Below are 20,059 nucleotides of genomic sequence, written 5' to 3' on the forward strand. Positions count from 1 at the left end.
CTCTCGTTCCAGGGCCGCGTTCCGGCGTCATCCCTCGGCGCGCGGCCCTGACGAAGGAAAAGATTCAACCAAAAGGTACATAAGTACGCTTTACCCATCAGTCACAGTGCGTTCGTGATCACGCAACACGTTTCCTTCACAGTGGCTGTATGAGTCAAGAAATATCTGATGTGGCGCGTGCGAAGCGGAAGAACCTCGTCGGCCTTGCCACGGTGTTCCACAGTTGGTGGTCACGCCGCCACGGTCACGCACCCCCGACAAGCGATACCGACGCCCGGCCGCTGCCTCCCGAGCAGCAGGCCGGGCCCCGCGCCGGTGTGCTGTGGCGGATGCGGACGACCGTGAAGGACGAACCCGGATCGCTGGCCGCACTGTGCACGGCACTGGCCGGACGGCAGGTGGACATCCTGAGCCTGCAGACACATCCGCTGGCCGTGGGCACGGTGGACGAGTTCCTGCTGCGGGCCCCCGGCGAGCTGGAGGCGTCCGAGCTCACCCGGGTGGTCGCGGCGGCCGGCGGCACGGACACATGGATCGAGCGGGCCGATGCCCACGACCTGGTGGACGCACCGACCCGGGTGCTGGGCCTGGCCGCCCGCACCGCCCTGGACGCGGCCGAACTTCCGCTGGCTCTCCGGCAGTTGGTGGGCCGGTGCACCATCCGGCAGACACCCGCCGTGGCGGTCGGCGGCGGGCGGGCACCGGAGGGCGTGCCGGTGGAGGGCGTGCTCGAGGACACCGTGATGCGGCTGCGGGCGCCGGAGGGTGGAGTGATCACCGTGGAGCGGCCGTACCTGCCGTTCACCCCGACCGAGTTCGCGCGGGCGCGGGCGCTGGTGGAACTGGACGCGCGGCTCGGTCCCCGCCTGCCGCACGGCCACGACGTACTGACGCTGCCGGAGGGCAACGACATCACCGTACGGCGGGCGGACACGCGGGATCTGGAGGCCGCGAAGGAGATGCACGAGCGGTGCTCCGCGCGGACGCTCGGGCTGCGGTACCACGGGCCGGTCGGGGACGCCGACCGCTATCTGAACCACCTGCTGAACCCGCGGTTCGGCCGGACGCTGGCCGTGCAGACCGCGTCCGGGCGCATCGTCGGGCTCGGGCACCTGTTGTGGGACGGCGACGAGACCGAGGTCGCGTTGCTGGTGGAGGACAAGTGGCAGCGGCGGGGGGTCGGAGCGGAGTTGCTGCGCAGGCTGGTGGGGATGGCGTTGGCTGCGGGGTGCGAGAGCGTGTATGCCGTGACGCAGGCGTCCAATACGGGGATGGTTGCCGCCATGCGGGGGTTGGGGGTTCCTCTTGATTACCAGATTGAGGAGGGGACCTTGGTGATCACGGCTCGGCTGGATGTGGACGCACGGGTGATTACGAGGGCCGAAGCGCCGTAAGGGGTTCTGCTTCGGTGGCCTCTGCGGGTGCGTCGTGGCTTGTCGCGCCCCGCGGCGGAGCCGCATATCGACACAGCCCCGCGCCCCTTTCGGGGCGCTGGCCCAACGCCTGATTCAAGTCCAGCCATAGATCCTCCACATCCTCCAGGCCCACTGACATGCGCAGGAGGTGGTCGCTCACGCCTGCGTGCCGTCTGTCCTGTTCGTCGACTATGCGGTGGCTGATGGAAGCCGGGTGTTGGATCAGGGTGTCCACGCTGCCGAGACTTACCGCGGGGGTGATCAGGCGGACCGCGGCTATGACCTCGTGGGGGTCGGCCGTGGTTTCGAAGGCGATCATCGCGCCGCCGACTCGGGGGTAGTGGACGTGGGTGACGCGGGGGTCGGCGGTGAGGCGGCGGGTCAGTTCGGCGGCGGTCGCGGAGGCCGCGTGGACGCGGACCGGCAGGGTGGCGAGGCCGCGGAGGAGGAGGTAGCCCGCGAGGGGGTGGAGGATGCCGCCGGTGGCGAAGCGGATCTGGCGGAGGCGGCCGGCGAACTCCTCGTCGCAGGCCACCACGCCCGCCAGCACGTCACCGTGGCCGCCCAGGTACTTGGTGGCGCTGTGCAGGACCAGTCGCGCACCCTGTCCGGCGGGGCGCTGCAGGACCGGGGTGGCGAAGGTGTTGTCGACCAGGAGGGGGACCGAGCCGCAGGAGTGGGCAACGGCCCGCAGGTCGACCTCGGCGAGCGTCGGGTTGGCCGGGGACTCGACCATGACCAGTCCGGTGTCGGGGCGCAGGGCGTCCGTGATGCCGGCCGGGTCGGTCCAGGTCACCTCGGTGCCGAGCAGGCCGGCGGTCAGCAGATGGTCGCTGCAGCCGTAGAGGGGGCGTACGGCTACCACGTGACGCAGGCCCATCGACGCCCGTACGAGGAGGACGGCGCTCAGCGCGGCCATGCCGCTGGCGAAGGCGACCGCGGACTCGGTGCCCTCCAGACGGGCCAGGGCGGTCTCGAAGCGGGCCACCGTGGGGTTGCCCAGGCGGCCGTAGACGGGCGGGCCCTCCGGTTCGGCGCCGGTGGTGGCGAAGGCGTCGATGCGGGCGGCCTCACCACGGCTGTCGTACGACGGGTAAGTGGTCGACAGGTCGATGGGCGGGGTGTGCAGGCCCTGCCGGGCGAGGTCGTCGCGGCCGGCGTGGACGGCTTCGGTGGCCAGTGCTCTCGTGGAGTCCATGCGAGGAAGGGTGAACATCGGGCGGGAGGTGGGGGAAGAGTCCCGTGCTACGTTCGGGTGATGGGTGAATCCGTCGTACTGGATCCGGTGGACCTGCATCTGCTGCGGTTGTTGCAGAACGACGCCCGGACCACGTACCGCGATCTCGCCGCACAGGTCGGGGTGGCGCCGTCGACGTGTCTGGACCGGGTGACCCGGCTGCGGCGGGCGGGCGTGATCCTCGGGCATCAGCTGCGGCTCGACCCGGCCAAGCTGGGGCGGGGGCTGGAGGCCCTGCTGTCGGTGCAGGTCAGGCCGCATCGGCGGGAGTTGGTGGGGCCGTTCGTGGAGCGCATCAGGGCGCTGCCGGAGTCCCGCACCGTCTTCCATCTCACCGGGCCCGACGACTATCTGGTCCATGTCGCCGTCGCCGACATGGCGGATCTGCAGCGACTGGTGCTGGACGAGTTCACGGCACGGCGTGAAGTGGCGCGCGTGGAGACGCGGTTGATCTTCCAGCAGTGGGACTGCGGGCCCCTGCTCCCGCCTTCGCCGTCGGCTCAATCGGGGTGACGTGCGGCGGGCCGTCGTACGAGGATGGGCCCATGTCTGAGATCAAGAGCCCGCTGCCCCGTGAGGTCGCCGACGCCTACGTCGACGACCTCGTCGCCCTCGATCCGATCACCGGCACCTTCCTCGGCGTGAAGGAGAGTTCCAGCAGGCTGCCCGACCTGTCACCCGCGGGTGAGGAGGCCCAGGCGGAGCTGTCGCGCACGACCCTGCTCCGGCTCACCGAGGCGGAGCGGCTGCCCGGCGCGGACAGTGACATCGAGCGCCGGTGCGCACGGCTGCTGCGCGAGCGGCTGACCGCCGGGCTCGCCGTGCACGAGGCCGAGGAGGGCCTGCGCGCCGTCAGCAACCTCAGCTCCCCCGCGCACGCGGTCCGACAGGTGTTCACCGTGACGCCGGCGCAGTCGCAGGAGGACTGGGCGGCGATCGCCGAACGGCTGCGCGCGGTGCCGGCCGCGCTGGCGGGCTACCGCGAGTCCCTGGCCCTCGGGCTGGAGAAGAAGCTGTACGGCGGACCCCGGGCCACCGCCACCTTCGTCCAGCAGCTCGGCCAGTGGGCCGACGCGGACGGCGCGGGGCACGGCTGGTTCGAGCAGTACGCGGCCTCGGGGCCCGAGGCGCTCCGGTCCGAGCTGGACGCGGCGGCCCGCTCGGCCGGCGAGGCCGTCGTCGCCCTGCGCGACTGGGTACGGGACGTGTACGCCCCGGCGGTCGAGGGCGCGCCGGACGTCGTGGGCCGCGAGCGGTACGCCCGCTGGGTCCGCTACTTCAACGGCACCGACCTCGACCTCGACGAGGCGTACGCGTACGGCTGGTCCGAGTACCACCGGCTGCTGGGCGAGATGCGGACCGAGGCCGAGAAGATCCTGCCCGGCGCCGAGACCCCGTGGGTGGCCCTCGCCCACCTGGACCGGCACGGCACGCACATCGAGGGCGTCGACGAGGTCCAGCGCTGGCTGCAGTCCCTGATGGACGAGGCGATCGAGAAGCTGGACGGCACCCACTTCGACCTGGCCGAGCGGGTACGCCGCGTCGAGTCCCGGATCGCCCCTCCCGGCAGCGCGGCGGCGCCGTACTACACGCCTCCGTCGGACGACTTCACGCGCCCCGGGTGCACCTGGCTGCCCACCATGGGCCAGACCCGCTTCCCCGTCTACGACCTGGTGTCGACCTGGTACCACGAGGGCGTGCCCGGTCACCATCTCCAGCTCGCCCAGTGGAAGCACGTCGCCGAGAACCTCTCCCGCTACCAGGCCGGCGTGGGCATGGTCAGCGCCAACGCCGAGGGCTGGGCGCTGTACGCGGAGCGGCTGATGGACGAGCTGGGCTTCCTCACCGACCCGGAGCGCCGGCTCGGCTACCTGGACGCGCAGATGATGCGGGCCGCCCGCGTGATCATCGACATCGGCATGCACCTGGAGCTGACGATCCCCGGCGACTCCCCCTTCCACCCCGGGGAGCGCTGGACGCCCGCGCTGGCGCAGGAGTTCTTCGGATCGCACAGCAGCCGTCCCGCGGACTTCGTGGAGAGCGAGCTGACCCGCTACCTGTCCATGCCGGGCCAGGCCATCGGCTACAAGCTGGGCGAACGCGCCTGGCTGCTGGGCCGGGAGAAGGCGCGCGAGCGCAAGGGCGACGCCTTCGACCTCAAGACCTGGCACATGGCAGCGCTCTCGCAGGGCTCGCTGGGCCTCGACGACCTGGTGGACGAGCTGGCCGGTCTGTGATCAACGGCGCCAGCCCCCTTCCGAGTTGACGACCTCGCCGGTGATCCAGTCCGCCTCGTCCGTGGCCAGCCACGCGATGAGGCGGGCCGGGTCGTCGGGCATGCCCCAGCGGCCGGCGGGGAAGCGGGCGGCGACGGCCTCGTGGACCTCGCCGGTCGCGTAACCGGTGTCCACGGGGCCGGGGTTGACGGTGTTGACCGTGATCGCGTGTTCGGCGAGCGTCGTCGACAGGGAGCGGGTGATGGAGGCGAGGGCGCCCTTCTGGAGGGCGTAGGCGATCTCGCCGGGCATACCGCCCGCGAGGTCCTGCCCGGAGGTCATCATCACGACGCGTCCGCCGGGTGTGCGCGGCGGGAGTTGAGCCCGCAGACGGGCGTACGCCTGGACGAGGAGCAGCACGGAACGGGTGTCGACCGCCCAGTGCGCGTCCAGCATCGCGGCGTCGATCGTGTCGAGGGTGCCGTCGCTGCCGCTGAGGGCGTGGTTGGCGACGAGGATGTCGAGCCGGCCGCCGAGCGCGGACGCGGCCGTCGCGATCAACTCGGCGGGCGCGGCAGGGTCGGTGAGGTCGCCGGGGCCCGCGAGGACCCGCGCCTCGGGATCGCCGAGCGCGGAGCGCACGGAGGCGATGACGTCCTCGGGGCGGTCGGCACCCCAGGGCATGGCCACGTCGTGCGGCACATGGTGGTGCAGATAGACGCTCGCGCCGTACGCCGCCAGCCGCCGGGCGACGGCATGTCCGATGCCGTCGCGTCTGCTGGCGCCGGTGACCAGGGCGGTGCGTCCGCGCAGCGGCAGAGGGTCACGGCGCAGGTCTTCGGGGGCGGGGTACGGAAGTGGGGGCATGGGCCACCATGATCCGGACGTCGCCCGCGGACCGCACGTGGATTTCCGCCGCCCGCTGTCAGCCCTTCTCGATCCGCCGCAGTTGTACGAGGCCCAGCCAGGTCTCGGGTCCCGGCTGGACGTTGGCCGCGCGGACCGCGTAACGGCCCGGCTCGAGTGCGACCTTCAGGCTCTCCGTCCGCTCCGTCTCGCGACCGGGCCAGGCGGAATCGAACAGGACGACGGTGCCCGGCACCTCCCAGCTCACCTCGTCCTTCCAGTCCGCGGTGGCGAGGGCGGCCGGGACGCCGGCCAGGAGTTCGTCCTCGGAGTTGGCTGCGCACCAGCGCACGAAGGCCGCGTGCTCGGGCAGATAGGCGGTCGAGGCCGGTTCGTCGCCGAGGACGAGGGCGGCCGAGTCACCGACCGGGAGCAGTCCCACCACGCCGTCGACCTCGCAGGCGCGGTCGTAGTCGGAGGCGGCCTCCTCGCCGTCGGCGCCCGCCCAGAACGGCAGCACCGTCTCCGGCACGGCTATGAGCGGGCCGCCGCCCGACTCGACCCACTCCAGCGTTCCGGGATCCGCGTATCGCACCATGGCGCAGAACCGTACACGCCGGGGGCATGGGCGGGGATCACCGGTGTTCGTCGTCCGCGAAGCCTCCTCAACGGCCACTCACACGCACGCGGTCACGATCGGCGGTGGCGATCGGGTCACCCGCAGCGGCCACGCACGGGGGCCAGGAACGGGGGGCCACCAACGCCGGTCCCCTCGGCGCACTCTCAGCGGCCACGCACGCGGGCAACGCACGGCGGTCGTCAGGGTCACCGGGACGGTCGGGGGGTCAGCAGCCGCAGTCGGTCGGGGCCGGTGCCTGTGCCTGTGCCTGTGCCTGTGCCTGTGCCTGTGCCGCGGACGATGGTATGTGACATAGCACTGGCAGTGGTATGTCACATGGCACTGGCTCCCTGCCCCGCACCGGCGCCGTCAGCGGGTCCGCCGCCCGGCGCACCGAGCCCCCTCCGGTCTCGTACGCGAAGCCCTCCCGTGCCCAGTACTCGAAGCCGCCGAGCATCTCCTTGACCTGGTAGCCGAGTTCGGCGAGGGCGAGCGCGGCGCGGGTGGCGCCGTTGCAGCCCGGGCCCCAGCAGTACGTGACGACCGGCACGGACCTGTCGAGGAGTTGCTCGGCCCGTTCGGGGATGAGCGCGGTGGGCAGGTGGAGCGCGCCGGGGATGTGGCCCTGGTCCCAGGACTCGATGGAGCGGGAGTCCACGAGGACGAAGCCGGGACCCCCGTCGGCCGCGAGCGCGGCGGCCACGTCGGAGACGTCGGCGTGGAAGGCGAGGCTCGCGCGGAAGTAGGCGGCGGCCTGCGCCGGAGCTACGGGGGCGACCCGGAGGACGGGGTTCACGGTGTCGGTGGTCATGCCTGAAATCTACGAGCGGACGTCCGCCCTCTGAAGTGCCGTTCCCCGGCGCATCCCTTGATCCGCCGGGGATTCCCCTGCTATCCATCGGGAATGACCGCGTATTCCCCGGACGCCACCGACTGGCGCATCCTCGACGTCCTGCAGCGGGAGGGACGGGCCAGCTACGCCGAGCTGGCGCGGGCCGTCTCCATGTCGCCGAGCGCCGTCACCGAGCGGGTACGGCGGCTGGAGGAGGCGGGTGTCATCCAGGGCTACGCGGCCGTGGTGGACCCGGAGCGGCTGGGGCTGCCGATCCTGGCGTTCGTGCGCCTGCGGTACCCCAACGGCAACTACAAACCGTTCCACGACCTGGTCGCCGTGACGCCCGAGATCCTCGAGGCGCACCACGTCACCGGCGACGACTGCTTCGTCATCAAGGTCGCCGCCCGCTCGATGCGCCACCTGGAGGAGGTGTCCGGGAAGATCGGCACCCTCGGCTCGGTGACGACGAGCGTCGTGTACTCCTCGCCGCTGCCACGCCGAGCGCTCGGTCAGTGACCGCGCTGCCGCAGCGTCGACCCGGATCTGCCCTTGACCACCTCCAACTGGGCGTGGATGCGCCGCCGCAGGTCGGCGACATGGCTGACGATGCCGACGCTGCGGTCCCGTTCGCGCAGTGAGTCGAGCACGTCCAGCACCTCGTCCAGGGTCTGGTCGTCCAGGCTGCCGAAGCCCTCGTCGATGAAGAGGGTGTCCAGGCGGACCCCGCCGGCCTCGTCCGTGACGACGTCCGCGAGGCCGAGGGCGAGGGCGAGCGAGGCGAAGAACGTCTCGCCGCCGGACAGCGTGGAGGTGTCCCGCTCCCGGCCGGTCCACGCGTCGACGACGTGCAGACCGAGTCCGCTGCGGCCGCGTCCGGTGCGGTCGTCGGAGTGGACGAGGGTGTAGCGGCCGGACGACATGCGCTGCAGCCGCACGGTCGCCGCGGCGGCGACCTGTTCCAGGCGGGCCGCCAGCACATACGACTCCAGGCGCATCTTGCGGTCGTTCTCCGCGGAGGTGCCGGCGGTGAGGGAGGCGAGACGGGCCACCCGGTCGTACTCCTCCCGCAGCGGGGCGAGCCGGCGCAGCCCCGCGGCCGAGCGAGCCGAGAGGCGGTCGAGTTCGGTGCAGCGGCGGGCCGCCGCGTCGCGCGCGGAGGCGGCCTCGCGGACCCGGCGGCCCGCCTCGGCGGCGGCCCGTTCCGCCGAGGCGAGGTCGGCGGGCGGCTGCTGGGCGGCGGCCGCGGTGTCGGCCTCGGCGAGGACGGCGCGTACGGCGGCCTCCTCGGACTGCCAGTCGTCCAGGCGGCGTTGCAGCTCGCGGTGGGCGCGGTCGTCGAGGAGCGCGGCGGCCGCCGCCTGCGGGGTCTCGAAGCCGGCCCGGAAGGCGGCGTCGGCGAGCCGGGCGTCCGCGTCCTTGAGCCTTTGGGCGGTGTCCTCGGCGGCGCGGGCGGTGTCGGCGGCGTCGGTGAGCAGGACGGCCCGGCGTTCGAGCTGGGCGGCGCGGGCGGCGACGCTCCCGGCGGCACCCCGGGCCTGCGTCAACTCCGCTTCCAGGGCGGCCCGTTCCTGGTCCAGGGCATCCCGTCGGGCGACCCGGGAGGCGGCGCGTACGGCGGCCTCCTGCTGGGCGGAGACACGCCGGTCGCGTTCCTGCTCGGCCTGCCGCAGCTGTTCGTGGGCGCCGGACAGCGCGGAGGCTCCGGCGCGGGCCTCCGTGTACTTCCGCTCCAACTCATCTGCCTGGAGAGCCAGTTGCTCGGTGGGTGTGTCGCCGGCCTCTCCCTGGGCGGCGGCCAAAGCACGCTGTACGACACCCAGGCGCCGCTCGGCCTCGGTGCGCTGATCGTCGGCGTGCTGGTAGGCGGCGAGGGCGCGCTCCTCGGTCTCCCGGCCGACGTGCCCGGCATCCTTGCGGGCGGGCGCGGGGTGTTCGACGGCGCCGCAGACCGCGCAGGGTTCGCCGTCCGTGAGCTGAGCGGCCAGCTCGGCGGCGATGCCGTTCAGCCGCTGTTCCTTCACGTCGAGCCATTCGGCGCGCGCCTTCTGCGCGGACTCCGTGGCGGCCAGGAGCTGACGCTGGGCGTCGTCGACGTCCCGGCCGAGCTGGTCGCGCTGCCGGGCGGCGGCGAGGCGTCTGCGGGCGGGCTCCCGCTGCACCGCGAGCTGTTCGGCCCGGGTGGCGGTCTCCCGCGCGGACTCGACACCGCCCTGGAGTGCCGTGCGCGTCTGGTCCCACCCGGCGAGCCACGCCTCGGCCTCCTGCAGGACGTCCTCGTCGGCCCGCTCCTGCCGCTCCAGCCCCTCCCGCTCCTTCAGCAGTTCGGCCAGCCGCTGTTCGGCCCGTCGCGCGGACTCCAGACCACCCAGCTCCTCGGCGGCACGGCGAGCGGCGGCGGCGAGACCGACGGCACCGGCGTCGGTGAGTCCTTCCGCCGGCTCCAGGCTGTTCCGCAGCAGCGCACGCGCGCGTGCCTCCGCCTCCGCCGCCCTGCGGTGCTCGGCGTCCGTGGCCTCCCGGAGGTCCAGCGCCGGTGCCACCGCCTCTGCCTTGCGGGAGCGTTCCATGCGCGCCTGGGCCTCCCGGTGGGCGTCGGCGCGCTCCTCCAGCCGCGCGGCACGCTCGCGTGCCTCGGTGAACCGCCGCTGCAGCCGGTCCAGTTCGCGTGCGTCGTCCAGCACCCGCTCGGCTGCCGCGTGGGCCGACTCCACGGAGGTGAGGCGGAGGTGGGCGATCGTCAGCTGTTCGCGGGCGGTGCTGCGGGCGACGGCGGCGGCCGCGATGACGGCTTCCGCCAGCCCCGGCTCCCCCGGCGTCAGTTCGGGCAGCTCCATCGCACCGCCCGCGGCCTGCTGCATGCGGTGGGCGTCCGCCAGCAGTTCGGCGTCGCCCTCACGCACCCGGGCCTCCGCGGCACGCCGGCGCTCGGCGAGACGCTTCTCCACCTCGGCGAAGCGGTGGGTGTCGAAGAGGCGGCCGAGCAGCTTGCCGCGCGCCTCGGCGTCGGCCCGCAGGAAGCGGGCGAAGTCACCCTGGGGCAACAGCACGACCTGGCAGAACTGCTCGCGGCTCATACCGAGCAGCTGGGTGATCTCCTCGCCGATCTCCTGGTGGGAACGACTCAGGTCCTTCCAGGCGGCCGTCGTGGTGTCGTACTCGCGCAGCCAGCTCTGGGCCTTCTCCAGCGTCGTGCCGGAGCCGCGCTTCTTGGGCCGCTCCCAGGGCGGCTGCCGAGTGACCTCCAACCGGCGTCCGGCGACGGTCAGTTCGAGGGTGACCTCGGTGCGGGTGGCCCTCGCCGCGTGATCACTGCGCAGGGTCAGGCCCTGACCGCTCTGGCGGGCTCCCGGGACCGTCCCGTAGAGGGCGTAGCAAACGGCGTCCAGAACCGACGTCTTGCCGGCCCCGGTCGGGCCGTGCAGCAGGAACAGGCCGGCGGCCGACAGTTCGTCGAAGTCGACGGACTGAGCGGCCCCGAAGGGGCCGAAGGCCGTGATGTCCAGCCGGTGCAGCCTCACCGTGCCACCTCCCGCACGGCCTCGTCGGCGCGCACCGCGTCGAAGGCGTCCCGCAGCACGGCCTGTTCGCGCTCGTCGGGTCCGGCGCCGCGCACATGGGCGACGAAGTCCTCGGCGATCTCCTGGTCGCTGCGGCCGGCGAGGCGCCGGGCGTAGGAGACGTCGGGGTCGTCCGGCGCCCGCTCGGGTTCGAAGACGAGGCTCAGGGTGTGCGGGAAGCGCTCGGTGAGCCGGGCCATGGGGTCGGCGGGGCGGACCGCGTCGGTCAGGGCGGCCTCGACCCAGGCGTCCTCGTGCCGGGTGAGGTCCGGGTCGGCGAGCAGATCCTCCAGCCGGCCGCGGACGCGGGCCAGCGGGCGCGGCACCGGGCAGTCGACGCGCTCGGCGGTGACGGCGCCGTGGGCGTCGAGGTCGACGAGCCACATCGTCTTGCGGTGGTCGGCCTCCGAGAAGGAGTACGCCAGCGGGGAGCCGGAGTAACGGACACGCTCGGTGATGGTCTGGCAGCCGTGCAGATGGCCGAGGGCCGTGTAGTCGACGCCGTCGAAGACGCCGGCGGGTACGGCGGCGACCCCGCCGACGGTGATGTCGCGCTCGCTGTCGCTGGCCTCGCCGCCGGTGACGAAGGCGTGGGCGAGGACGACGGAGCGCGTGCCGCGCGCGCGGGTGGCGAGGTCGGCACGGACGCGCTCCATGGCGGCGGCGAGCACCGCCTCGTGTCCCGCCTTCTCGACGCCGAACTCCTCCTTCACCAGGGCGGGTTCGAGGTAGGGCAGTCCGTAGAAGGCCACGTCTCCGTGCTCGTCCGCCAAGACCACCGGCGTTCCGCAGGCCGCGGGCTCGGTGCGCAGATGGATGCCCGCGCGTCCGATGAGTCCGGCGCCGACGCCGAGGCGGCGGGCCGAGTCGTGGTTGCCGGAGATCATCACGGTCGGCACGCCGAGGTCGGCGAGGCGGTGCAGGGCGTCGTCGAACAGCTCGACCGCGGCGAGCGGCGGCACCGCGCGGTCGTACACGTCTCCCGACACGACCACGGCGTCCACGGCGTGCTCGCGCACGGCCGTGACGAGGTGGCCGATGAACTCGGCCTGGGCACCGAGCATGTTCACCCGGTGGAACGCCCGGCCGAGATGCCAGTCGGAAGTGTGCAGCAGTCTCATGATCCCCGAGACTAACGGCCGGGTCCGACATCACGGGTGGTTACTTCCGTATCGGCCCGTCATCAGCCGTACTGGGTGCGTCCGTTACGACCGTTTCATCCCGCACGTCAGGCGTCCCCGTAGGCCTCTCCGCCGAGTTCGAAGCCCGCTGTCCCGGCCGTGGCGTCGGCCAGCCACGCGCGGAAGGCGTCCACGTCGGCGTCCGGGAGGCCGATCTCGATGGTGACCGCCTCGCCGTAGCGCACGTCCCGCACCTCGCGTCCCGTGGACCGCAGGTCGTTCTGGACCTTGCCGGCGCGCTGGTGGTCGACGGTCACCGTGGCGAGGCGGAAGCGGCGGCGGGTGAGGGTGCCGAGGGTGTCCAGGGCCTCGCCGACCGCGCCGCCGTACGCCCTGATGAGGCCGCCCGCACCGAGTTTGACGCCGCCGTAGTAGCGGGTGACGACCGCGACGACGTACCGCATCTCGCGGCGCAGCAGCATCTGCAGCATGGGGACGCCGGCGGTACCGCCCGGTTCGCCGTCGTCGCTGGCCTTCTGGACGGAGGCGTCGGCACCGATGACGTAGGCCCAGCAGTTGTGGGTGGCGTCCGCGTGCTCCTTGCGGACGGCGGCGATGAAGTCCTGCGCCTCCTGCTCGCTGCCCGCCGGAGCGAGCGCGCACAGAAAGCGCGACCGGTTGACCTCGATCTCATGCACACCCACGCGCGCGACAGTGCGGTACTCGTCCTGCATCCGGTCAGCCTAGTCAACCGGGTCGTCACCCCGGGACGACCAGTCCGCGCTCCCGCAGCTGCGGCAGACAGATCTCCAGGCACGCCTTCACCGAGGCGGCATCGGTACGCACGAGCAGGTCCTCGTGGAAGGGAGCACCGCTCGCGACGAAGGTCCACGGCCGCACTCCGTCACGCATGCGCTCCGCATCCGCCTTGAACAGCACCGTGACGCCCTGCTCGGCCAGCGCCTCCATGACACGCACGACATCGACCACGATTCCACCCCACCCGTTCCGGTAGATGAGTGACGCAACCTCGGCGCGACGCGCAGGTCTCCCTGCCCTGATGTCATCGCCGGTGCTCAGCGGTCCTTCTTGCCGCGGGCCACGATCACCCCGGTCAGCAGCGCGGTGCCGGGGGCCAGGGACTGCCAGCTGGTGCCGTGCCAGGCCAGTACGGCGATCGCCGAGGTGGGGAACTTCGTCCGTACCTCGTCCAGCGTGTCGTCCAGACTGTCCCCGGCGAGTTCCAGGACCAGGTCCTCCAGGCCGGGGTTGTGCCCGATCAGCAGCAGCGTCTCCACCTCGGGCGACACCTCGTGCACGACCCCCAGCAGGTCGGTGACATCGGCGGCGTACAGCCGCGGGTCCTGCCGTACGGGCGGCGGTGTGCCCCATTGGGCCGAGGCCAGCTCCCAGGTCTGGCGGGCGCGTACGGCGGTGGAGCACAGGGCGAGGTCGGGCAGGCAGTCGGCCTCGACCAGCGCGCGGCCGGCCGCGGGCGCGTCACGTCTGCCGCGCGGCGCGAGCGGGCGCTCGTGGTCGGGGACGCCGTCCGGCCAGGCCGACTTGGCGTGCCGCAGCACCACGAGGCGGCGCAGCGGACCGGCTCCGGCGCGCGCGATCACGACGGGGACCCCAGGTCGCGGGTGAGTTCGAGGCCGAGGAGCCGGTCGGCGTAGGCGTACGTCTCGAAGCGGGCGCCCTCCGGCAGGTCGGCGGAGGTCTCCACCCAGGTCAGTGCCCGGAGCACGGCGGGGATGTCCAGATCGTCCTCCCATGCGGTACGGAGGCGGGTGCGCGCCTCGTCGGGGACGGGCCGTGACGGCTGCCGCGCCCAGGCGGCCACCGCGTGCCGCCAGCGTACGAGGGTGGCGTGGGCGTCGGCGAGGGCTGCGCGGTCGAGCCGCACGGGTTCGCCGTGGCGCCGGGAGATCAGGGCGAGGCGCAGGGCGGTCGGATCGGCGCCCTCGGTCACGCCGGGCTCCTCCGGGTCGACCGGGGCGACGACGACCCTGAGCCCCTCGGGGGAGGCGCCCCCCTCGGCGACGACATGGACGACCTGCCCCTCGCCGAGTCCGGAACCGACGTCCCGGCGGTCCTCGAACGGCCGCACACCGAGCGCGGCGGACCCGGCCCGCAACTCCGACTGCTCCCGCTCGCCGGTCAGCACCCCCCACGCCGGGGTGCCGCCCAGCTCCAGGGCGCGGACGAGCAGATCGGCGACGAGCAGCACGCGCAGGGCGCCGGTGTCGAAGCTCGGTACATGGGCCTCGATCCGGGTCAGCCCCCTGCGGGCGGGGGCGGCCTCGACGGACTGGCGGGTTCGGGCGTCGGTGATGCGCAGCACGGGCTGAGCGTAGGCGGGCACACGCGCGTGCGCAGGCATCCGGCGCGGATTCCTGACACGCGGGGGGGAAATCAGCGCCTCCTCGTCACCGCCGTGGAAGGGCGTGCCGCGTTCAGGAATGCCCGCGCGAGGGCTTCGGTTGTCGCCTCCGACAGCACTTCACGACGGCTCAGGGAGGCCCGGGTGTACGGCGACGAGGCAACGGTCCGCAGGATCCTCACCGAACTCGGCGACACCTGGGCGGTGGTGGGCCTCTCGTCGAACCAGCGGCGCGCGGCGTACGGCGTCGCCCAGGTGCTGCAGCGCTTCGGCAAGCGGGTCGTCCCGGTCCACCCCAAGGCGGAGACGGTGCACGGCGAGCAGGGCTACGCCTCACTCGCCGACATCCCCTTCGACGTGGACGTCGTCGACGTCTTCGTCAACAGTGACCTCGCCGGAGCGGTCGCGGACGAGGCCGTCGCCAAGGGTGCCCAGGCCGTCTGGTTCCAGCTCGACGTCATCGACGAGGCCGCGTACGAGCGCACTCGCGCCGCCGGACTGGACATGGTCATGGACCGCTGCCCCGCGATCGAGATACCCCGCCTCGGCTAGCCGGCCCGGCGTCCCGACCCCGCCCCTGTGAACAGCTGCACTGGTCACAGGGGTTTCGTGTGCCTACAGGGCGGCTGAAGCGCTGTCCAGGAACGTACCGGGCGTTGGTCAAAACTTCACCATGGGTCTTCTGCTACCCGCCGGTGATTCGTAATCTGCGACGTCGCACGCACTGAAAAGTTCTATTCAACTCGTGAGAGGTCGCTGAAAATATGGTGAGCGTCGAGCAGACCTCGGCAGAGGGCACCAGAGGTCCGACCAGCCTGCGGCGGGACGTCGGACTGATCGGTCTGATGTGGGCATCCGTCGGCTCGATCATCGGTTCCGGCTGGCTGTACGGCGCCGAGAAGGCCGTGGTCGCGGCCGGACCCGCGGCGATCATCTCGTGGCTGATCGGCGCGGTGGCCATCGTCCTGCTGGCCCTCGTGCACGCCGAGCTCGGCGGCATGTTCCCCGTGGCCGGCGGCACGGCCCGCTATCCGCACTACGCCTTCGGCGGCCTGGCCGGCCTCTCCTTCGGCTGGTTCTCCTGGCTGCAGGCCGCGACGGTCGCGCCGATCGAGGTCGAGGCGATGATCGGCTACGCCGGTCACTGGAGCTGGGCGCAGGGTCTGCAGCACAAGGACCAGACCCTCACGCCCTCCGGTTTCGTGGTCGCCGTACTGCTCATGGCCGTGTTCGTCGCGGTCAACTTCTTCGGCGTACGGGCGCTGGCGCACACCAACAGCGCCGCCACCTGGTGGAAGATCGCCGTGCCGCTGGCCGCGATCTTCATCGTCGCCGTGGGCAACTTCCACACGGGCAACTTCACCTCGGAGGGCTTCGCGCCGTTCGGCGCCAAGGGCGTGCTCAGTGCGATCAGCGGGAGCGGCATCATCTTCGCGCTGCTCGGCTTCGAACAGGCCATCCAGCTGGCCGGCGAGAGCCGCAACCCGCGACGGGACCTGCCCCGGGCGACCCTCGGCTCGGTCGCGATCGGCGCCGTGATCTACGTCGCCCTGCAGGTCGTGTTCATCGCCGCGCTGCCGCACCACACCTTCGCCAAGGGCTGGGCGCACCTCGACTTCCCGGGCATCAGCGGCCCCTGGGCCGGCCTCGCCACCCTGGTGGGTCTCGGCTGGCTCGCCGTCGTCCTGTACGCGGACGCCGTGATCTCGCCCGGCGGCACCGGCCTGATCTACACCACCGCCACCTCCCGTGTCTCCTACGGCCTGGCCAAGAACGGCTACGCGCCGAAGATCTTCGCCCAGACCGACAAGCGGGGCGTGCCCTGGTTCGGTCTGATCATCTCGTTCGTGACCGGCGTGGTGTGCTTCCTGCCGTTCCCGAGCTGGCAGGAACTGGTCGGCTTCATCACCTCGGCGAGCGTCCTGATGTACGCGGGCGCGCCGCTCGCCTACGGCGTCTTCAGCGACCGGCTGCCGCACCACGAGCGCCCGTACCGGCTGCCCGCCGGCAAGGTGATCTCGCCGCTGTCCTTCATCGTGGCCAACCTGATCATCTACTGGGCCGGCTGGGACACCCTGTGGCGGCTGGGCATCGCGGTCGTCCTCGGCTATCTGCTGCTGGGCGGCTACGCCTGGTGGGCCAACGCCACCAACCAGCCGGACGCGCCGCGGATGGACTTCCGGGCCGCCCAGTGGCTGCCCGTCTACCTGATCGGCCTGGGCCTCATCTCCGCCGAGGGCGGCTTCGGCGGCAGCGGCACCATCGGTCTGTGGTGGGACATCCTGATCATCGCCGTGTTCTCGCTCGGCATCTACTACTGGGCCCGGGCGACCGCCTCCCGCCCGGAGGAGATCGAGCGCAGCATCGAGGAGGTCGTGGTCACGGACGCGCCCGCGCACTGACCCGCCCCCTCCTGGTCGGAACGGCCCGCCGGCCGCGGCTCCCCTGCCGTGGCCGGCGGGCCGTCGTCATAATGCTCGGGTGACTCTCCCCGCCCAGGACCCCGACTCGCCCTCCCCGCAGCGCTTTCCGGTCGTGATCGTGGGCGCCGGGCCCGCCGGTCTCACCGTCGGGAACATCCTGCGGGCCGCCTCGGTCGACTGTCTGGTCCTGGAGACCGAGACCCGGGAGTTCATCGAACGGCGGCCCCGGGCCGGGGTGATCGAGGAGTGGGCGGTGCGCGGGCTGGAGCAACGGGGCCTCGCGGAGAACCTGTTGGACCGCGCGCAGCTGCACACCGAGTGCGAGTTCCGCTTCGAGGGGCAGCGGTACCGCTTCTCGTACCAGGAACTGACGGGGCATCACCATTTCGTGTATCCGCAGCCGTTGCTGGTGACCGACCTCGTGCGCGAGTACGCCGACGTGCGCGGCGGAGCCATACGGTTCGGCGTGCGCGACGTCCAGCTGCACGGCCTGGACTCGGACCGGCCGACCGTGTCCTACCTCGACCCGGAGACCGGACAACGGGTGCTGGTGCACTGCGAGTTCGTCGCCGGCTGCGACGGGGCGCGCGGGGTGACGCGGACCGTGCTGCCGCAGCGGGCCCGGATCGCCCGGCACGACTACGGCGTGGGTTGGCTGGCGCTGCTCGCCGAGGCCCCGCCGTCCAGCGACTGCGTGGTCTTCGGCGTCCATCCGAGGGGCTTCGCGGGGCACATGGCCCGCAGCCCGGAGGTCACCCGCTACTACCTTCAGTGCCCGCCCGGCGACGACCCGGACAACTGGTCCCACGAGCGGGTCTGGGCCGAGCTCCAGGAACGCCTCGGCGCGGCCGACCGGCCCCCGCTGACCGAGGGCCGGCTGATCGAGAAGCGGGTCCTCGACATGCACAACTACGTCGTCGAGCCCATGGTGTTCGGCCGTCTCTTCCTCGCCGGGGACGCCGCCCACCTCACCGCCCCCATCGCGGCGAAGGGCATGAACCTCGCCCTGCACGACGCCTTCCTGCTCGGCGACTCTCTCGTGGCGTACCTCGCCAAGGGCGAACCGGGCGGGCTGAACGGCTACTCCGACGCCTGCCTGGGCCGGGTGTGGGGCTACCAGGAGTTCTCGCAGTGGCTGTCGGAGGTGTACCACGGCGCGTCGTCCGGCGACGCCTACCGGGCGGGCACCACGCTGGCCCGGCTGCGCCGCCTCTTCGAGTCCCCTGCCGCGGCGGCCGCGTTCGCCGAGCAATACCTCGGCACGATCCCCCGGTGACCCGCCTCAGTCGTGCAGGGGCCGGTCGCTGAGCCGGTGGTCGGCCACGTTCAGGGCCTCGTCCACCAGCCGCCGCAGATGCCCGTCGGGCAGTGAGTAGATCACCCGCCGCCCTTCCTTCCGCGTGGTCACCAGGCCCGCCAGGCGCAGCCGCGCCAGATGCTGGCTGACCGCGGGCCGGGCCGCGCCGCAGGCCTCCGTGAGGGTCGTGACATCGGCCTCGCCCGAGGTCAGAGCGTGCAGCAGGGTGAGGCGGGTGCGGTCACCGAGGAGGGCGAGCAGTTCGGCGGCGAGGGCGAACTGCTCCTCGCCCGGGGTGCGCGGATGCGCATCGTGCGCAGTTGATAGGTGCATGCGTGCGCTCATACGCACATAATGGCTTCGTGGGCGTCCCGCGTCCACTCCCGCGACACCGGAAGGGAACCGACGTGAGCGACCGGCACGACCACGCGCATGACCATGACCACGCACACCACCATGGCCACGAGTCCGCTCACGAACACCGTCACGGCCACGACCACCCTCACCGGCGGGCGGACCTCCGCCACCGCCTCGGTCATCTGCTGACCCCCCACTCCCACGAGACCGCCGACAAGCTGGACTCCGCGCTGGAGTCCTCGGCCCGTGGCATGCGCGCCCTCTGGGTCTCGCTCGCCGTCCTGGGCGCGACCGCGCTCGTCCAGGCGGTCGTGGTCGTCCTGTCCGGATCGGTGGCGCTGCTCGGCGACACCGTGCACAACGCCGCCGACGCACTGACCGCCGTACCGCTCGGGATCGCCTTCGTGCTGGGGCGCCGGGCGGCGACGCGGCGCTTCACCTACGGCTACGGGCGGGCCGAGGACCTCGCGGGGATCGTGATCGTGCTGACGATCACCGCGTCGGCCGCCTTCGCGGCATGGGCGGCGGTCGGGCGGCTGCTCGATCCGCGGCCCGTGGAGCATGTCCCGGCGGTGGCGGTGGCGGCACTGGCCGGGTTCGCGGGCAACGAGTGGGTGGCGCGGTACCGGATCCGGGTCGGCCGTTCGATCGGCTCCGCCGCGCTGGTCGCCGACGGACTGCACGCCCGTACCGACGGATTCACCTCGCTGGCCGTGCTGGTGGGCGCGGGCGGCTCGGCACTGGGGTGGCAACTGGCCGACCCGATCGTCGGGTTGGCGATCACGGCGGCGATCGTGCTGGTGCTGCGGGACGCGGCGCGCGAGGTCTTCCGGCGGGTGATGGACGCCGTCGATCCGGCCCTGGTGGACCGGGCGGAGCAGGCGCTGCGGGAGGTGCCGGGCGTGCGCGGGGTCGGCGAGCTGCGGCTGCGCTGGATCGGGCACCGGCTGCGCGCCGAGGTGGCGGTCGTGGTGGACGGCGAGGCGACGGTACGCCAGGCCCACGGCATCGCCGTCGACGCGGAACACGCCCTGCTGCACGCCGTACCGCGCCTGACGGCGGCCCTGGTCCACGCGGACCCGGCACCGGCCCCGGGCGAGGAGGACCCCCACCGGGCGCTGGCGCACCACACCGCGGCCTGAGTCGGACCATCCCCTTCCTCGCCGGGGCGTGGTTCTGGAGGGGCTCGGGGTCAGGCCACCCCGAGCCCCTCCAACACCACGGCACCCGGCAGTTCGGTGAAGGCCTTGCCCGGGACCAGCAGTTTGCCCCTGCGGCGGCCGCTGCCCACCAGGACGTACGGCAGGTCGACGACGGCCGAGTCGATCAACAGGGGCCAGTCGGCGGGGAGTCCGATCGGGGTGATGCCGCCGTACTCCATGCCGCTCTCCCCCGTGGCCGTGTCCATCGACGCGAACGAGGCCTTGCGGGCGCCGAGTTGGCGGCGCACCACGCCGTTGACGTCGACCCGGGTCGTGGACAGCACCACGCACGCGGCCAGTGTCGTCCCGCCGCCCCGCTTGCCCGCGACGACCACGCAGTTCGCCGACCTCTCCAGCAGCTCCTGCCCGTAGTGCTGGACGAAGACCGCGGTGTCGGCCCACCGCGGATCGGTGTCGACATACACGATCTGCTCGGCGGGGACGCTGCCGCTCCAGTCGCGTACGGCGGCGGCGACCGGGGCTGTCAGTTCGCCGAGGGCGTCGGGGGCGGGGAGGGCGGTGTCGAAGTGTCCGATGGGTGCGTCCATGAC

At 72.6% G+C, this 20,059-nt stretch carries 19 protein-coding genes and 1 pseudogene; 8 read left to right on the forward strand and 12 right to left on the reverse strand.

The genetic code is table 11. From position 1 onward, the window contains the following. The first annotated feature begins 149 nt into the window (after positions 1 to 149). Complete coding sequence (locus ACWCQ1_RS29690) at positions 150 to 1,394, forward strand: GNAT family N-acetyltransferase (protein WP_451027764.1); 1,245 nt, start codon at positions 150 to 152, stop codon at positions 1,392 to 1,394. On the opposite strand, the gene ACWCQ1_RS29695 is transcribed toward ACWCQ1_RS29690, so the two are convergent. After that, positions 1,372 to 2,613 (reverse strand): trans-sulfuration enzyme family protein, encoded by a 1,242-nt coding sequence (locus ACWCQ1_RS29695; RefSeq protein WP_451027765.1) that lies wholly within the window; start codon positions 2,611 to 2,613, stop codon positions 1,372 to 1,374. The genes ACWCQ1_RS29690 and ACWCQ1_RS29695 overlap by 23 nt on opposite strands. Before the next feature lie 60 nt (positions 2,614 to 2,673). Between ACWCQ1_RS29695 and ACWCQ1_RS29700 the strand changes: the two genes are divergently transcribed. Further along, entirely contained in the window at positions 2,674 to 3,165 is a 492-nt protein-coding gene (locus ACWCQ1_RS29700) for an Lrp/AsnC family transcriptional regulator (protein ID WP_133047562.1), read from the forward strand. A 32-nt stretch (positions 3,166 to 3,197) separates the two neighbouring features. After that, positions 3,198 to 4,889: a DUF885 domain-containing protein gene (locus tag ACWCQ1_RS29705; protein ID WP_451027766.1), complete on the forward strand. Its 1,692-nt coding sequence runs from the start codon at positions 3,198 to 3,200 to the stop codon at positions 4,887 to 4,889. Here the strand turns inward: ACWCQ1_RS29705 and ACWCQ1_RS29710 are convergent, their stop codons facing one another. The 3 genes and pseudogenes from ACWCQ1_RS29710 to ACWCQ1_RS29720 form a co-directional block, all read right to left on the reverse strand. Continuing rightward, complete coding sequence (locus ACWCQ1_RS29710) at positions 4,890 to 5,735, reverse strand: SDR family oxidoreductase (RefSeq protein WP_133047560.1); 846 nt, start codon at positions 5,733 to 5,735, stop codon at positions 4,890 to 4,892. Between the two features lie 58 nt (positions 5,736 to 5,793). Further along, positions 5,794 to 6,312, reverse strand: a complete 519-nt coding sequence (locus ACWCQ1_RS29715) for an immunity 21 family protein (protein WP_451027767.1) — start codon at positions 6,310 to 6,312, stop codon at positions 5,794 to 5,796. Between the two features lie 379 nt (positions 6,313 to 6,691). After that, a pseudogene (locus ACWCQ1_RS29720) lies at positions 6,692 to 7,144 on the reverse strand (rhodanese-like domain-containing protein); the annotation flags it as partial. Between the two features lie 93 nt (positions 7,145 to 7,237). On the opposite strand from ACWCQ1_RS29720, the gene ACWCQ1_RS29725 reads away from it, so the two are divergent. Next, positions 7,238 to 7,684: an Lrp/AsnC family transcriptional regulator gene (locus ACWCQ1_RS29725; RefSeq protein WP_133047557.1), complete on the forward strand. Its 447-nt coding sequence runs from the start codon at positions 7,238 to 7,240 to the stop codon at positions 7,682 to 7,684. Here ACWCQ1_RS29725 and ACWCQ1_RS29730 read toward each other — a convergent pair. From ACWCQ1_RS29730 to ACWCQ1_RS29755, 6 genes are all read right to left on the reverse strand, one after another. After that, a complete protein-coding gene (locus tag ACWCQ1_RS29730; RefSeq protein WP_451027768.1) occupies positions 7,678 to 10,686 on the reverse strand; it encodes an AAA family ATPase in 3,009 nt (1,002 codons plus the stop codon). The genes ACWCQ1_RS29725 and ACWCQ1_RS29730 overlap by 7 nt on opposite strands. Then, complete coding sequence (locus ACWCQ1_RS29735; RefSeq protein WP_358603704.1) at positions 10,683 to 11,846, reverse strand: exonuclease SbcCD subunit D; 1,164 nt, start codon at positions 11,844 to 11,846, stop codon at positions 10,683 to 10,685. The genes ACWCQ1_RS29730 and ACWCQ1_RS29735 overlap by 4 nt, the downstream gene beginning before the upstream one ends. Before the next feature lie 107 nt (positions 11,847 to 11,953). Beyond that, positions 11,954 to 12,580, reverse strand: a complete 627-nt coding sequence (locus ACWCQ1_RS29740; RefSeq protein WP_451027769.1) for a YigZ family protein — start codon at positions 12,578 to 12,580, stop codon at positions 11,954 to 11,956. Between the two features lie 25 nt (positions 12,581 to 12,605). Further along, the gene (locus tag ACWCQ1_RS29745; protein ID WP_358603698.1) at positions 12,606 to 12,836 is read right to left on the reverse strand and encodes a hypothetical protein; all 231 of its coding nucleotides are present in this window, start codon (positions 12,834 to 12,836) and stop codon (positions 12,606 to 12,608) included. 86 nt (positions 12,837 to 12,922) lie between these two features. Then, positions 12,923 to 13,468, reverse strand: a complete 546-nt coding sequence (locus tag ACWCQ1_RS29750) for a SixA phosphatase family protein (RefSeq protein WP_133047553.1) — start codon at positions 13,466 to 13,468, stop codon at positions 12,923 to 12,925. Then, the gene (locus ACWCQ1_RS29755) at positions 13,465 to 14,229 is read right to left on the reverse strand and encodes a hypothetical protein (RefSeq protein ID WP_133047552.1); all 765 of its coding nucleotides are present in this window, start codon (positions 14,227 to 14,229) and stop codon (positions 13,465 to 13,467) included. Before ACWCQ1_RS29755 ends, ACWCQ1_RS29750 begins: the two co-directional genes overlap by 4 nt. A 144-nt stretch (positions 14,230 to 14,373) precedes the next feature. Between ACWCQ1_RS29755 and ACWCQ1_RS29760 the strand changes: the two genes are divergently transcribed. The 3 genes from ACWCQ1_RS29760 to ACWCQ1_RS29770 all read left to right on the forward strand — a co-directional run bounded on the left by ACWCQ1_RS29760 (position 14,374) and on the right by ACWCQ1_RS29770 (position 17,928). Then, a complete protein-coding gene (locus ACWCQ1_RS29760) occupies positions 14,374 to 14,781 on the forward strand; it encodes a CoA-binding protein (RefSeq protein WP_133047551.1) in 408 nt (135 codons plus the stop codon). Positions 14,782 to 14,993: 212 nt separating this feature from the next. Further along, positions 14,994 to 16,631, forward strand: a complete 1,638-nt coding sequence (locus tag ACWCQ1_RS29765; protein WP_133047550.1) for an APC family permease — start codon at positions 14,994 to 14,996, stop codon at positions 16,629 to 16,631. Between the two features lie 79 nt (positions 16,632 to 16,710). After that, a complete protein-coding gene (locus tag ACWCQ1_RS29770) occupies positions 16,711 to 17,928 on the forward strand; it encodes a 4-hydroxybenzoate 3-monooxygenase (RefSeq protein WP_451027770.1) in 1,218 nt (405 codons plus the stop codon). A gap of 6 nt (positions 17,929 to 17,934) precedes the next feature. Here ACWCQ1_RS29770 and ACWCQ1_RS29775 read toward each other — a convergent pair whose 3' ends face one another. Continuing rightward, the gene (locus ACWCQ1_RS29775; protein ID WP_165955046.1) at positions 17,935 to 18,294 is read right to left on the reverse strand and encodes an ArsR/SmtB family transcription factor; all 360 of its coding nucleotides are present in this window, start codon (positions 18,292 to 18,294) and stop codon (positions 17,935 to 17,937) included. 62 nt (positions 18,295 to 18,356) lie between these two features. Here ACWCQ1_RS29775 and ACWCQ1_RS29780 point away from each other — a divergent pair, with 62 nt between their 5' ends. After that, positions 18,357 to 19,448 carry a cation diffusion facilitator family transporter gene (locus ACWCQ1_RS29780; RefSeq protein WP_358603690.1) on the forward strand — a complete coding sequence of 364 codons (1,092 nt, stop codon included), beginning with the start codon at positions 18,357 to 18,359 and terminating at the stop codon, positions 19,446 to 19,448. 50 nt (positions 19,449 to 19,498) lie between these two features. On the opposite strand, the gene ACWCQ1_RS29785 is transcribed toward ACWCQ1_RS29780, so the two are convergent. Next, positions 19,499 to 20,056, reverse strand: coding sequence for a YbaK/EbsC family protein (locus tag ACWCQ1_RS29785; protein ID WP_451027771.1), 558 nt, complete (start codon positions 20,054 to 20,056; stop codon positions 19,499 to 19,501). Positions 20,057 to 20,059 lie beyond the last annotated feature (3 nt).

The sequence above is a fragment of the Streptomyces sp. NPDC002144 genome, assembly GCF_053593695.1.

Bases quoted from the DNA above. Each gene is read 5' to 3' on its own strand.
- ACWCQ1_RS29690 (WP_451027764.1), top strand. From the start codon at position 150: ATGAGTCAAGAAATATCTGATGTGGCGCGTGCGAAGCGGAAGAACCTC.
- ACWCQ1_RS29695 (WP_451027765.1), bottom strand. From the start codon at position 2,613: ATGGACTCCACGAGAGCACTGGCCACCGAAGCCGTCCACGCCGGCCGC.
- ACWCQ1_RS29700 (WP_133047562.1), top strand. From the start codon at position 2,674: ATGGGTGAATCCGTCGTACTGGATCCGGTGGACCTGCATCTGCTGCGG.
- ACWCQ1_RS29705 (WP_451027766.1), top strand. From the start codon at position 3,198: ATGTCTGAGATCAAGAGCCCGCTGCCCCGTGAGGTCGCCGACGCCTAC.
- ACWCQ1_RS29710 (WP_133047560.1), bottom strand. From the start codon at position 5,735: ATGCCCCCACTTCCGTACCCCGCCCCCGAAGACCTGCGCCGTGACCCT.
- ACWCQ1_RS29715 (WP_451027767.1), bottom strand. From the start codon at position 6,312: ATGGTGCGATACGCGGATCCCGGAACGCTGGAGTGGGTCGAGTCGGGC.
- ACWCQ1_RS29725 (WP_133047557.1), top strand. From the start codon at position 7,238: ATGACCGCGTATTCCCCGGACGCCACCGACTGGCGCATCCTCGACGTC.
- ACWCQ1_RS29735 (WP_358603704.1), bottom strand. From the start codon at position 11,846: ATGAGACTGCTGCACACTTCCGACTGGCATCTCGGCCGGGCGTTCCAC.
- ACWCQ1_RS29740 (WP_451027769.1), bottom strand. From the start codon at position 12,580: ATGCAGGACGAGTACCGCACTGTCGCGCGCGTGGGTGTGCATGAGATC.
- ACWCQ1_RS29755 (WP_133047552.1), bottom strand. From the start codon at position 14,229: ATGCCTGCGCACGCGCGTGTGCCCGCCTACGCTCAGCCCGTGCTGCGC.
- ACWCQ1_RS29765 (WP_133047550.1), top strand. From the start codon at position 14,994: ATGGTGAGCGTCGAGCAGACCTCGGCAGAGGGCACCAGAGGTCCGACC.
- ACWCQ1_RS29775 (WP_165955046.1), bottom strand. From the start codon at position 18,294: ATGAGCGCACGCATGCACCTATCAACTGCGCACGATGCGCATCCGCGC.
- ACWCQ1_RS29785 (WP_451027771.1), bottom strand. From the start codon at position 20,056: ATGGACGCACCCATCGGACACTTCGACACCGCCCTCCCCGCCCCCGAC.